The organism is Cedecea selenatireducens, from assembly GCF_042138895.1.
Taxonomy (GTDB): domain Bacteria; phylum Pseudomonadota; class Gammaproteobacteria; order Enterobacterales; family Enterobacteriaceae; genus Cedecea; species Cedecea selenatireducens.
Genome location: NZ_JBHIKW010000013.1, coordinates 88,946 through 102,100, shown reverse-complemented (window position 1 = coordinate 102,100; position 13,155 = coordinate 88,946). Strand labels below are relative to the sequence as shown.

Sequence of the window (13,155 nt, the reverse complement as noted above, 5' to 3'; positions counted from 1 at the left end):
AATATGACGGGTAAACGAATTACGTAGAGGATTCAAGATGGCTACTGGAAAGATTGTCCAGGTAATCGGCGCCGTGGTGGACGTCGAGTTCCCTCAGGACGGCGTACCGCGCGTTTATGACGCGCTTGAGGTACAGAACAACAGTGAGAAGCTGGTGCTGGAAGTTCAGCAGCAGCTCGGTGGTGGTATCGTGCGTACCATCGCAATGGGTTCTTCCGACGGTCTGCGTCGTGGTCTGGTAGTGACAGACCTCGAGCACCCGATCGAAGTCCCGGTAGGTAAAGCGACCCTTGGCCGTATCATGAACGTGCTGGGTCAGCCGATCGACATGAAAGGCGACATCGGCGAAGAAGACCGTTGGGCGATTCACCGTGCAGCACCTTCCTACGAAGAGCTGTCCAGCTCTCAGGAACTGCTGGAAACCGGCATCAAAGTTATCGACCTGATTTGTCCGTTCGCTAAGGGCGGTAAAGTAGGTCTGTTCGGTGGTGCGGGCGTAGGTAAAACCGTAAACATGATGGAGCTGATCCGTAACATCGCGATCGAGCACTCCGGTTACTCCGTGTTTGCAGGCGTGGGTGAGCGTACTCGTGAGGGTAACGACTTCTACCACGAAATGACCGACTCCAACGTTCTGGACAAAGTAGCGCTGGTTTACGGCCAGATGAACGAGCCACCAGGTAACCGTCTGCGCGTAGCGCTGACCGGTCTGACCATCGCGGAAAAATTCCGTGACGAAGGCCGCGACGTTCTGCTGTTCGTTGATAACATCTACCGTTATACCCTGGCCGGTACCGAAGTATCTGCGCTGCTGGGTCGTATGCCTTCTGCGGTAGGTTACCAGCCTACGCTGGCAGAAGAGATGGGTGTTCTTCAGGAGCGTATTACCTCCACCAAGACCGGTTCTATCACCTCCGTACAGGCCGTTTACGTTCCTGCGGATGACTTGACTGACCCGTCTCCGGCGACCACCTTTGCGCACCTGGACTCAACCGTTACGCTGAGCCGTCAGATCGCATCTCTGGGTATTTACCCGGCAGTAGACCCGCTGGACTCCACCAGCCGTCAGCTGGATCCGCTGGTTGTTGGTCAGGAGCACTACGACACCGCGCGTGGCGTTCAGTCCATCCTGCAGCGTTACCAGGAACTGAAAGACATCATCGCGATTCTGGGTATGGACGAACTGTCCGAAGAAGACAAACTGGTTGTAGCACGTGCGCGTAAGATCCAGCGCTTCCTGTCTCAGCCGTTCTTCGTAGCAGAAGTCTTTACCGGTTCTCCAGGCAAATACGTTTCGCTGAAAGACACCATCCGTGGCTTTAAAGGCATCATGGACGGCGAATACGACCATCTGCCAGAGCAGGCGTTCTACATGGTTGGCTCCATCGACGAAGCCGTTGAGAAAGCGAAAAAACTTTAACGCCTAATCGGAGGGTGACATGGCTATGACTTACCACCTGGACGTCGTCAGCGCGGAGCAGCAAATGTTCTCCGGTCTGGTCGAGAAGATCCAGGTAACGGGTAGCGAAGGCGAGCTGGGTATTTTCCCAGGCCACGCGCCGCTGCTCACCGCCATTAAGCCTGGTATGATTCGCATCGTTAAGCAGCACGGACATGAAGAGTTTATCTACCTGTCCGGCGGTGTTCTGGAAGTGCAGCCGGGTAACGTAACCGTCCTGGCTGACACCGCGATTCGCGGCCAGGATCTCGACGAAGCGCGTGCCCTGGAAGCGAAACGCAAAGCTGAAGAGCACATGCATAGCTCCCACGGTGACGTGGATTACGCTCAGGCTTCTGCTGAACTGGCTAAAGCGATCGCCAAACTGCGCGTTATCGAGTTAACCAAAAAAGCGATGTAACTACCTGCTTGAAAAGACAAATGCCAGTCCGGGAAACCTGACTGGCATTTTTTTTATCTTTCAACTTTATTCCGCCTTCAAAATAATTGTAAAACCAGCGAGATAGCGTGGTCTGCGGGGTGTGTTGGCACCATTTTGACCTTAAATCCCATGGATTCTGCCGCCGTTACTGCTATAAAAGACTCAGATAACATTATGGCGGTTAAATTAGCAGCAACGTATTTTTTGGTGCAAAATATGTAGAATTTTCAAGGCTAAATCGCTTTACTTCACACACTAAACAGATTCAGGACACGTATGTCAAACAGCGCAATGAGCGTGGTTATCCTTGCCGCAGGCAAAGGGACCCGCATGTACTCAGATCTTCCTAAGGTGCTGCACACGCTGGCCGGGAAGCCAATGGTTCAACATGTCATTGATGCCGCGAATAAATTAGGCGCCCAGCGGGTTAACCTGGTGTATGGCCACGGCGGCGATCTGCTCAAACAGACCCTGAACGATGAGGCCCTCAACTGGGTGCTGCAGGCTGAGCAGTTGGGAACCGGCCACGCCATGCAGATGGCGGCCCCGTTCTTTGCCGATGACGAAGATATTCTGATGCTGTACGGCGATGTGCCGCTGATCTCGGTGGAGACTTTGCAGCGCCTGCGTGAAGCCAAACCGCAGGGTGGCATCGGCCTGCTGACCGTTAAGCTGGACGACCCTACCGGCTATGGCCGCATTGCGCGGGAAAATGGCAAGGTCGTTGGCATCGTTGAGCATAAAGACGCCAGCGAAGAGCAGCGTAAAATCAACGAAATCAACACCGGGATTCTGGTGGCTAACGGCGCAGACCTGAAGCGCTGGCTTGGTAAGCTGGATAACAACAACGCCCAGGGCGAGTTCTACATCACGGACATTATTGCCCTGGCCCACGGAGAAGGGCGCGAAATCGCCGCCGTTCATCCGGATCGCCTGAGTGAAGTCGAAGGCGTAAATAACCGCCTGCAGCTCTCTCGTCTGGAACGTGTCTTCCAAACGGAACAGGCCGATAAGCTGCTGCTGGCTGGCGTGATGCTGCGCGATCCGGCTCGTTTCGATCTGCGCGGTGAATTAACGCACGGGCGCGATGTTGAAATCGATACTAATGTCATTGTGGAAGGCCGCGTGACGCTGGGCAACCGCGTGAAGATCGGGACCGGCTGCGTGATTAAAAACGCGGTTATCGGCGATGACTGCGAAATCAGCCCATATACGGTTATCGAAGATGCGACGCTTGAAGCCGCCTGTACCATCGGGCCATTTGCCCGCCTGCGTCCTGGTGCCGAACTGGCGGAAGGTGCTCACGTTGGCAACTTCGTCGAGATGAAGAAAGCGCGGCTGGGTAAAGGCTCTAAAGCGGGCCATCTGAGCTACCTCGGTGATGCCGAAATTGGCGACAACGTGAATATTGGCGCAGGTACAATCACCTGTAACTACGACGGCGCAAACAAACATAAAACCATTATCGGTGACGATGTGTTTGTGGGCTCTGATACCCAGCTGGTGGCTCCGGTTACCGTGGCAAGTGGCGTTACGATTGGTGCCGGGACGACCGTCACGCGTGACGTGGCTGAAAATGAACTGGTGATCAGTCGCGTAAAACAGAAGCACATCCAGGGCTGGCAGCGTCCGGTGAAGAAAAAGTAACGGATTTATACCCCTCACCCTAACCCTCTCCCCACAGGAGAGAGGGGATCGTTCGGTGCGGTGTTTTTCTCCCTCGCCCCTTTGGGGAGAGGGTCGGGGTGAGGGGATAACATAATCCTCCCCCCCAAGGCAGTAACCATAAAAATAACCCCACTCTCTACAAGGCTCGGGGCTCCGGAAAACCGGAAAAAACAGGTCAGCGACAACACATGGCTAACGCCATTATCAGGACTTAAAAATTATGTGTGGAATTGTTGGCGCAGTAGCGCAACGCGATATCGCTGAAATCCTTCTTGAAGGACTACGTCGTCTGGAATACCGCGGGTATGACTCGGCGGGCCTGGCGGTCGTGGACGACAAAGGTCAGATGACCCGTCTTCGCCGTCTGGGTAAGGTGCAGAAGCTGGCGGAAGCCGCGGAAGAAACCGCTCTGCATGGCGGGACCGGTATCGCTCACACTCGCTGGGCAACGCACGGCGAACCTTCAGAAATTAACGCTCACCCACATGTTTCCGACCACATCGTAGTGGTACACAACGGTATCATCGAAAACCATGAACCGCTGCGCGAAGTGCTGCAATCTCGCGGCTACACGTTTGTTTCACAGACCGATACCGAAGTTATTGCTCACCTGGTGCACTGGGAGCTGGAACAGGGCGGCACGCTGCGCGAGGCGGTACTTCGTGCTATCCCACAGCTTCGCGGCGCTTACGGCACCGTTATCATGGACACCCGTAACCCGGAGGTTCTGCTGGCCGCTCGTTCCGGTAGCCCGATGGTGATTGGCCTGGGCATGGGCGAAAACTTTATCGCTTCTGACCAACTGGCGCTGCTGCCGGTGACCCGTCGCTTTATCTTCCTGGAAGAGGGCGATATCGCCGAAGTGACCCGCCGCGCGGTCACTGTTTTTGATACCAAAGGCGAGCAGGTTAAGCGCCCGGACATCGAATCTAATCTGCAGTATGACGCTGGCGACAAAGGCATTTATCGTCACTACATGCAGAAAGAGATCTACGAGCAGCCGAACGCCATCAAAAACACCCTTGCCGGGCGTATCAGCCACGGCGAAGTGGATTTGACGGAGCTGGGGCCAAAAGCCAATGAAATGCTCTCTCAGGTCGAGCATATTCAAATCGTAGCCTGCGGCACCTCCTATAACTCAGGTATGGTTTCCCGCTACTGGTTTGAATCGCTGGCCGGCGTGCCTTGTGATGTCGAAATCGCCTCTGAATTCCGCTACCGCAAATCTGCCGTGCGCCGCAACAGCCTGATGATCACCCTTTCCCAGTCTGGCGAAACGGCGGACACCCTGGCGGCGCTGCGCCTCTCCAAAGAGCTGGGCTATCTTGGTTCACTGGCGATTTGTAACGTGGCTGGCTCTTCTCTGGTGCGCGAATCCGACCTGGCGCTGATGACCAATGCCGGCACGGAAATCGGCGTGGCTTCAACCAAAGCGTTCACCACCCAGCTCACCGTGCTGCTGATGCTGGTGGCGAAGCTGAGCCGTCTGAAGGGTGCTGACGCTAAGATTGAGCAAGATATCGTGCATGGCCTGCAGGCGCTGCCAAGCCGTATCGAGCAGATGCTGTCCCAGGACAAACGCATTGAAGCATTAGCAGAAGATTTCTCCGACAAACATCATGCGCTGTTCCTTGGCCGTGGCGATCAGTACCCGATCGCCATGGAAGGCGCGCTGAAGCTCAAAGAGATCTCCTACATTCACGCCGAAGCCTATGCGGCCGGCGAGCTGAAGCACGGCCCGCTGGCGCTGATCGACGCTGATATGCCGGTTATCGTTGTGGCGCCGAACAACGAGCTGTTGGAAAAACTGAAATCCAACATCGAAGAAGTTCGCGCCCGCGGCGGCCAGCTGTATGTCTTTGCCGACCGTGACGCAGGTTTTACCAGCAGCGACAACATGCACATCATCGAGATGCCGCATGTGGAAGAGGTGATTGCCCCAATCTTCTACACCGTGCCGCTGCAGCTGCTGTCCTACCACGTGGCGCTGATCAAAGGCACCGACGTGGACCAGCCGCGTAACCTGGCGAAATCGGTAACAGTGGAATAAGCTGTTGTCATAAATGTTGAAGAATAAGCTGCCTACGGGCAGCTTTTTTATTGCCCGCTTGTTGAGTTTAACTATTTGATTTTTATTCGAATAATAAGTGGGTTTGGCTTAGGTATTATTGCAGGTCTGCATTGTCATAAAACCGTCATAATTCGTACATTTAACTGTCACCAAACTGTCCTATTTTCTACCCTGTATTTAATTAAACAACAATTTACGAACATCTGGCAGGAGACATTATGAACGTTATGCGTACCACTGTCGCAACTGTTGTCGCCGCGACCTTATCTCTGAGCGCTTCTACTGCGTTTGCAGCTGCAAGCCTGACTGGCGCTGGTGCAACTTTCCCTGCGCCGGTGTATGCCAAGTGGGCAGATACCTACCAGAAAGAAACTGGTAACAAGGTGAACTACCAGGGTATCGGTTCCTCCGGCGGCGTGAAGCAAATCATTGCTAACACCGTTGACTTCGGCGCTTCTGACGCCCCTCTGGCGGATGACAAATTACAGCAAGAAGGCCTGTTCCAGTTCCCTACCGTGATCGGCGGCGTGGTGCTGGCGGTTAACCTGCCGGGCTTCAAGTCTGGCGAACTGGTGCTGGACGGCAAAACCCTGGGTGACATCTACCTGGGCACCATCAAAAAATGGAACGACCCGGCGATTGCTAAGCTGAACCCAGGCCACAAGCTGCCGGATCAGAACATCGCGGTTGTTCGTCGTGCTGACGGCTCCGGTACTTCCTTCGTGTTCACCAGCTACCTGGCTAAAGTGAACGAAGAGTGGAAAACCAAAATCGGCGCAGGCTCTACCGTTAACTGGCCAACCGGCCTGGGCGGTAAAGGTAACGACGGCATCGCGGCCTTCGTACAGCGTCTGCCTGGCTCTATCGGCTACGTTGAATACGCTTACGCTAAGCAAAACAACCTGACTTACACCAAGCTGCTGTCCGCTGACGGTAAGCCGGTTAGCCCGACCGAAGCAAACTTTGCTAACGCGGCTAAAGGCGCTGACTGGAGCAAATCCTTCGCACAGGATCTGACCAACCAGAAAGGTGACGAAGCGTGGCCAATTACCTCCACCACCTTCATCCTGGTCCACAAAGAGCAGAAAAACCCTGAGCAGGGCGCAGAAGTGCTGAAGTTCTTTGACTGGGCATACAAATCTGGCGCGAAAGAAGCTAACGCCCTGGATTACGCAACGCTGCCGGCCTCTGTGGTTGAGCAAGTTCGCGCTGCATGGAAGACCAATGTAAAAGACAGCTCCGGTAAGGCGCTGTACTAAGTGCAAAAATCTGGGGTAACAGGTATGTTACCCCGGTTTATTCAGCAACCACGAAGAGTACGCTATGGCTGTGACTAAGCCGACGTTTAAAGCCCCCGGCAAACAAGGCGATGTAATTTTCAGTGCGCTAGTAAGACTGGCTGCGCTGATTGTGCTATTTCTGCTGGGTGGGATTATCATCTCGCTGTTTATCTCCTCGCTGCCGAGCATTGAGAAGTTTGGCTTCTCCTTCCTCTGGTCCAAAGAGTGGGATGCCCCTAATGAAGTCTTCGGCGCGCTGGTGCCGATTTACGGAACCCTCGTGACCTCGTTTATCGCGCTGCTGATTGCGGTGCCGGTGAGCTTTGGTATCGCCCTGTTCCTGACAGAACTTGCGCCTGGCTGGCTGAAGCGCCCGCTGGGTATCGCCATTGAGCTGCTGGCGGCCATTCCAAGTATCGTGTACGGCATGTGGGGCCTGTTTATCTTTGCTCCGCTGTTCGCGACTTACTTCCAGCAGCCGGTAGGCGACGTGCTGTCTGCCGTGCCTATCGTTGGCGCGCTGTTCTCTGGCCCTGCGTTTGGTATCGGTATTCTTGCCGCCGGTGTGATCCTTGCGATTATGATCATCCCGTACATCGCCTCCGTAATGCGCGATGTTTTCGAGCAAACGCCGGTGATGATGAAAGAGTCGGCCTACGGCATCGGTTGCACCACCTGGGAAGTTATCTGGCGCATCGTTCTTCCGTTCACCAAAAATGGCGTGATCGGCGGCGTGATGCTCGGCCTTGGCCGTGCGCTGGGTGAAACCATGGCGGTGACCTTTATTATCGGTAACACCTACCAGCTCGACAGCGCCTCGCTGTATATGCCGGGCAACAGCATTACCTCCGCGCTGGCTAACGAATTTGCCGAAGCGGAGTCTGGCCTGCATACCGCCGCGCTGATGGAGCTTGGCTTAATCCTGTTTGTGATTACCTTTATCGTACTGGCTATTTCTAAGTTCATGATTATGCGCCTGGCGAAAAACGAAGGGGCTCGCTCATGACCACGATGGAAATGCAAAGCAGCGCGGCGCTGGCTGAATCGCGCCGTAAAATGCAGGCTCGTCGCCGCATGAAAAACCGCATTGCCCTGACGCTCTCTATGGCGACGATGGCGTTCGGTCTGTTCTGGCTGGTATGGATCCTGTTCTCGACGGTGACCCGTGGTATCGACGGCATGTCGCTGGCGCTGTTTACCGAAATGACGCCTCCGCCAAATACCGCGGGCGGTGGCCTGGCGAACGCCCTGGCGGGCAGCGGCCTGCTGATCCTGTGGGCGACGGTTATCGGCACGCCTCTGGGCATCATGGCCGGGATTTATCTGGCGGAGTACGGGCGTAAATCTGCGCTGGCCGAAGTGATTCGTTTTATTAACGACATTCTTCTGTCCGCGCCGTCGATTGTGGTCGGCCTGTTCGTTTACACCATCGTGGTGGCGAAAATGGAACACTTCTCCGGCTGGGCAGGCGTGATTGCGCTGGCGCTGCTGCAGGTGCCAATCGTCATTCGTACCACCGAAAACATGCTGAAACTGGTGCCTGACAGCCTGCGCGAAGCGGCCTACGCGCTGGGAACACCAAAATGGAAGATGATCTCCGCGATTACGCTGAAAGCGTCCGTCTCCGGGATTATCACCGGCGTGCTGCTGGCGATTGCCCGTATCGCGGGCGAAACCGCACCGCTGCTCTTCACCTCCCTCTCCAACCAGTTCTGGAGCACGGACATGATGCAGCCTATCGCCAACCTGCCGGTGACCATTTTCAAATTCGCTATGAGCCCGTTTGCCGAGTGGCAACAGCTGGCCTGGGCGGGGGTGCTGATCATTACCCTCTGCGTACTGCTGCTGAACATTCTGGCGCGCGTGATTTTCTCGAAGAGTAAACACGGTTAAATTTTACGGCGCGGCCCTCGCGGCGCCGGACGGAGATTAAGACACAGATGAGTAAGGTTGATTTAGCCCCAGGCAAAATCCAGGTTCGTGACCTGAACTTCTACTACGGTAAGTTCCACGCCCTGAAGAACATCAATCTGGATATCGCGAAGAACCAGGTTACCGCCTTCATTGGGCCGTCAGGCTGTGGTAAATCCACCCTGCTGCGTACCTTTAACAAAATGTACTCGCTCTACCCGGAGCAGCGTGCAGAAGGCGAAATCCTGCTGGATGGGGAAAATATCCTCACCCAGAGCCAGGACATCGCCCTGCTGCGTGCCAAAGTCGGCATGGTCTTCCAGAAGCCGACGCCGTTCCCGATGTCCATCTATGACAACATCGCTTTTGGCGTGCGTCTGTTTGAAAAGCTGTCCCGGAGCGACATGGATGAGCGCGTACAGTGGGCGTTGACGAAAGCCGCGCTGTGGAACGAAACTAAAGATAAACTGCACCAGAGCGGCTACAGCCTCTCCGGTGGTCAGCAGCAGCGTCTGTGCATTGCTCGCGGGATCGCGATTCGCCCGGAAGTGTTGCTGCTGGACGAGCCGTGTTCGGCGCTTGACCCGATTTCAACCGGGCGTATTGAAGAGCTGATCACCGAGCTGAAAGAAGACTATACCGTAGTGATCGTGACCCACAACATGCAGCAGGCGGCGCGTTGTTCTGACCACACGGCGTTTATGTACCTCGGCGAGCTGATCGAATTCAGCGAGACCGATACGCTGTTTACTACGCCAGCGAAGAAACAAACCGAAGATTACATTACTGGCCGCTACGGTTGATTGGAGAGCGCGATGGATAACCTCAACTTAAACAAACATATTTCTGGTCAGTTCAACGCCGAGCTGGAGTACATCCGTACTCAGGTGATGACGATGGGCGGGCTGGTGGAACAGCAGCTCTCCGACGCGATCACCGCGATGCACAACCAGGACAGCGAGCTGGCGAAGCGCGTTATCGCCGGTGACCAAAAGGTCAACATGATGGAAGTGGCGATCGATGAAGCCTGCGTGCGCATCATCGCCAAACGCCAGCCAACCGCCAGCGACCTGCGCCTGGTGATGGCCATCATCAAAACCATCGCCGAGCTGGAACGTATTGGTGACGTAGCGGATAAAATCTGCCGCACCGCGCTGGAGAAATTCTCCCAGCAGCACCAGCCACTGCTGGTCAGCCTCGAGTCGCTGGGGCGCCACACCGTGCAAATGCTGCACGACGTGCTGGACGCTTTCGCGCGTATGGATCTGGATGAAGCGGTACGTATCTACCGCGAAGACAAGAAAGTTGACCAGGAATATGAAGGTATCGTGCGTCAGCTGATGACCTACATGATGGAAGACTCCCGCACCATTCCAAGCGTGCTGACCGCGCTGTTCTGCGCCCGTTCCATCGAGCGTATCGGTGACCGTTGCCAGAACATCTGCGAATACATCTTCTACTTCGTGAAGGGACAGGACTTCCGTCACGTGGGCGGCGATGAGCTGGACAAGCTGCTGGCGGGTAAAGACCCGAAAGAGTAAGTGCACTTCTTTCCCCCCTCTCCCCTTTGGGGAGAGGGCCGGCACATCTTTTTTCTCCCTCGCCCCTTTGGGGAGAGGGCTGGGGTGAGGGGCAGTTACTTCCCGAGCAAACGCCGCGAATTATCCTCTATCTTTCTTGAAATACGCCTTTTCTGCATCGTTCTGCTCCAGCTCACCGACAACCCAGCCGCCGACAAAAGCCGATGATATTGCGAATCATCAAACGGCATATGCCAGGCAATGGCGATAGCTTCTGCCACCGTCACGTCGCTAACGCGTGAAACCAGCTCCAGCGGCGCATCGGCAGAAACGCTCCCCGCCAGAATCACGCGATAAAGCCAGCCGCAGTAGCCTGCTTCCTGCATCCGTGCCGCCATATCCTCTACGCCAAAATGGTAGTTAAGCTTAAAGCACGGCGAGCGAGGCTGGGTCACCTGAATCAGCGCCTCACCCCAGCGGTAAATATCGCCCATATAGACGTTCTTTTCCGTCATCCCTTGCGTAGACAGGTTTTCGCCGAAGGCCGGGGCATTAAACAGATCCGCCTTATCCGGGAAGATTTGCGCCCAATGCTGATAATGCTCGCGCGGATAGTGGCACAGCGCCCTGTCTGGCCCGCCGTGAATCACCTTCTCCGCCTGTTGATCGCCCTCAAGCCCAGTCTCGGTTAAGCGAAGCTCGCCGTCCACCTGAACCTTGGCGATGGCGCTGGGCCGGCTCCCTTCGTAATCACGAATCTGGCCAGCGTAAACCTGAAGCGGATAGCGGTGCATAAGCGACTCCCTGCGTTGTGCTACGGACATAAAAAAAGCGAGCCATCAGGCTCGCTTCTCTAAGGTCGTATTGCAACCTTATTTTTTAGCGGCGAAACGGGCTGCTGCTTCGTCCCAGTTAACCACGTTCCAGAACTCTTTTGCGTAGTCCGGGCGACGGTTCTGGAATTTCAGGTAGTAAGCGTGTTCCCAAACGTCCAGGCCCACAATCGGGAAGCCGGAAGCGCCGGAGATAGCTTCGCCCATCAGCGGGCTGTCCTGGTTTGCAGTAGACACTACGGCCAGTTTGTCGCCTTTCAGCACCAGCCACGCCCAGCCGGAGCCGAAACGGGTAGCTGCAGCTTTTTCGAACTCAGCTTTGAACGCGTCAACGCTGCCGAAATCACGCTCGATAGCGGCTTTCAGGTCACCTTTCAGCTCGGTGCCTTTTTTCAGGCCTTTCCAGAAGAAGCTGTGGTTAGCGTGGCCGCCGGCGTTGTTACGCAGCGCGGTTTTCTTATCAGCAGGCAGCTGATCCAGTTTGGTAATCAGCTCTTCAGCAGACAGGCTGGCAAACTCAGGCAGGGATTCCAGCGCGGCGTTCGCGTTGTTAACGTAGGCCTGGTGGTGTTTGCTGTGGTGGATTTCCATGGTTTCTTTATCGAAATGCGGTTCCAGCGCGTCGTAAGCGTAAGGCAGGGATGGCAGTGTATAGCTCATATTCATCGTCTCCATTAACGTAGAGCGGCTGTAGTGCTGTTAACGCCGCGTAATCAGTCGGTTCATTATAGTTAATTAAATGATATTGAAAATGTTTATCAATGCCGTACTTAGCGTGTGGTTATAACTTTTCTTCATGAAACCACGGCTTACGGCTATAACGCAGCGGGTAAAAAGCTTTGTGCTGAGGGTAAGTGAAACGTGTTACCCGAGCATGACGGGGGAATAAAAAGAGGCATAACGGCTCCACCTTTAGGCAGAGCCGGAATCTTTATTATTGACGGGCGGCGTCTTCCAGCGCTTTGTGGATCACGGCAGAAAGCTCGACCACGTCGAACTTCGCAACGTAGCCGTTGGCACCGACTTTACGCACGTGATCTTCGTTGGCGCTGCCGGAAAGCGAGGAGTGAATCACCACCGGGATATGCTTAAGCGTTGGCTCGGTTTTGATGTTGCGGGTCAGGGTAAAACCGTCCATTTCCGGCATCTCGATATCGGTCAGCACCAGGCCGATTTTATCGGTTATCGGCGTGCCGGAAGCTTTGGCATCGGCGGCAATAGCTTTGATTTTTTCCCAGGCCTCCAGGCCGGTGGCGTGCATGATGGCCGGAATGCCCATCCCCTTCAGGCCCTGCTCCAGCATCGAACGCGCGACTTTGGAATCTTCGGCAACGATAGCCACCGCGCCCGGCTTCAGGGTATAGGTTTTCTCTTCAATCGCGGCAATGTTCACATCTCTCCCGGACGGGATGATGTCATAGAGGATCTGCTCCACGTCCAGCACCAGCGCCAGGTCTTTACCGGTCAGCGGATCGTCAATATTGGCGATGCTGGTGATATTGCGGCTGCTGACCCCGGCTTCGGCGGCGTGCACCTGGCTCCAGTCGAGGCGAATAATATTCTCCACGGACTCCACGGCAAAAGCCTGGGTGCTGCGGGCGTATTCGGTGATCAGTAATAAATTTAAGCCAGTCTTAGGCGTGCAGCCGGTCACGGCGGGAAGGTCGATGACCGGGATAATCTGGTCGCGAATATTGGCCATCCCCAGCAGCGGCGACTCCATGCCTGCGGCACGGTTAATCTTCGGCATGGGCACAATTTCACGCAGCTTAAAGACGTTGATGCCGTACAGCTCGGACTTGCTGTCGTGCTGGCCTGTGCCTAAGCGGAACAGCAGCAGCTCGAACTTGTTGGATAACGCCAGGTTGGCCCTTTCATCGATATCTTTCTGAAAACTATCCATTTTAACCTCAAGTGATAACCCGGCCTCAGAACCCAACCGTACGGAGTGAATGCTTGTATAAGTTATCGGCAGCAGCAGGAAAAAATGAA

At 55.2% G+C, this 13,155-nt stretch carries 12 protein-coding genes; 9 read left to right on the top strand and 3 right to left on the bottom strand.

Features of this window, described 5'->3' with window-relative positions:
- Window positions 1–37 precede the first annotated feature (37 nt).
- From atpD to phoU, 9 genes are all read left to right on the top strand, one after another.
- Entirely contained in the window at window positions 38–1,420 is a 1,383-nt protein-coding gene (gene atpD, locus ACE38U_RS18765; protein WP_038477325.1) for a F0F1 ATP synthase subunit beta, read from the top strand.
- Between the two features lie 19 nt (window positions 1,421–1,439).
- A complete protein-coding gene (locus ACE38U_RS18760; protein WP_038477328.1) occupies window positions 1,440–1,859 on the top strand; it encodes a F0F1 ATP synthase subunit epsilon in 420 nt (139 codons plus the stop codon).
- A gap of 297 nt (window positions 1,860–2,156) precedes the next feature.
- On the top strand, window positions 2,157–3,527 hold the full coding sequence (gene glmU / locus ACE38U_RS18755) for a bifunctional UDP-N-acetylglucosamine diphosphorylase/glucosamine-1-phosphate N-acetyltransferase GlmU (RefSeq protein WP_375530343.1): 1,371 nt from the start codon (window positions 2,157–2,159) through the stop codon (window positions 3,525–3,527).
- A gap of 241 nt (window positions 3,528–3,768) precedes the next feature.
- Window positions 3,769–5,598, top strand: coding sequence for a glutamine--fructose-6-phosphate transaminase (isomerizing) (gene glmS, locus ACE38U_RS18750; protein WP_176981315.1), 1,830 nt, complete (start codon window positions 3,769–3,771; stop codon window positions 5,596–5,598).
- A gap of 239 nt (window positions 5,599–5,837) precedes the next feature.
- Entirely contained in the window at window positions 5,838–6,878 is a 1,041-nt protein-coding gene (gene pstS, locus ACE38U_RS18745; protein ID WP_016538819.1) for a phosphate ABC transporter substrate-binding protein PstS, read from the top strand.
- A gap of 64 nt (window positions 6,879–6,942) precedes the next feature.
- A complete protein-coding gene (gene pstC / locus ACE38U_RS18740; RefSeq protein WP_038477339.1) occupies window positions 6,943–7,905 on the top strand; it encodes a phosphate ABC transporter permease PstC in 963 nt (320 codons plus the stop codon).
- Window positions 7,902–8,792, top strand: a complete 891-nt coding sequence (pstA, locus tag ACE38U_RS18735; protein WP_038477343.1) for a phosphate ABC transporter permease PstA — start codon at window positions 7,902–7,904, stop codon at window positions 8,790–8,792. Before pstC ends, pstA begins: the two co-directional genes overlap by 4 nt.
- Before the next feature lie 47 nt (window positions 8,793–8,839).
- Window positions 8,840–9,613: a phosphate ABC transporter ATP-binding protein PstB gene (pstB, locus tag ACE38U_RS18730; RefSeq protein ID WP_008457722.1), complete on the top strand. Its 774-nt coding sequence runs from the start codon at window positions 8,840–8,842 to the stop codon at window positions 9,611–9,613.
- Between the two features lie 12 nt (window positions 9,614–9,625).
- Window positions 9,626–10,351, top strand: coding sequence for a phosphate signaling complex protein PhoU (gene phoU, locus ACE38U_RS18725; RefSeq protein WP_008457720.1), 726 nt, complete (start codon window positions 9,626–9,628; stop codon window positions 10,349–10,351).
- A 95-nt stretch (window positions 10,352–10,446) separates the two neighbouring features.
- Here phoU and yiiM read toward each other — a convergent pair whose 3' ends face one another.
- The 3 genes from yiiM to ACE38U_RS18710 form a co-directional block, all read right to left on the bottom strand.
- Window positions 10,447–11,124 carry a 6-hydroxyaminopurine reductase gene (gene yiiM, locus ACE38U_RS18720; protein WP_375530342.1) on the bottom strand — a complete coding sequence of 226 codons (678 nt, stop codon included), beginning with the start codon at window positions 11,122–11,124 and terminating at the stop codon, window positions 10,447–10,449.
- A 78-nt stretch (window positions 11,125–11,202) separates the two neighbouring features.
- On the bottom strand, window positions 11,203–11,823 hold the full coding sequence (gene sodA / locus ACE38U_RS18715; RefSeq protein ID WP_038477349.1) for a superoxide dismutase [Mn]: 621 nt from the start codon (window positions 11,821–11,823) through the stop codon (window positions 11,203–11,205).
- Between the two features lie 274 nt (window positions 11,824–12,097).
- Window positions 12,098–13,066 (bottom strand): chemotaxis protein, encoded by a 969-nt coding sequence (locus ACE38U_RS18710; RefSeq protein WP_176981313.1) that lies wholly within the window; start codon window positions 13,064–13,066, stop codon window positions 12,098–12,100.
- Window positions 13,067–13,155: the final 89 nt, after the last annotated feature.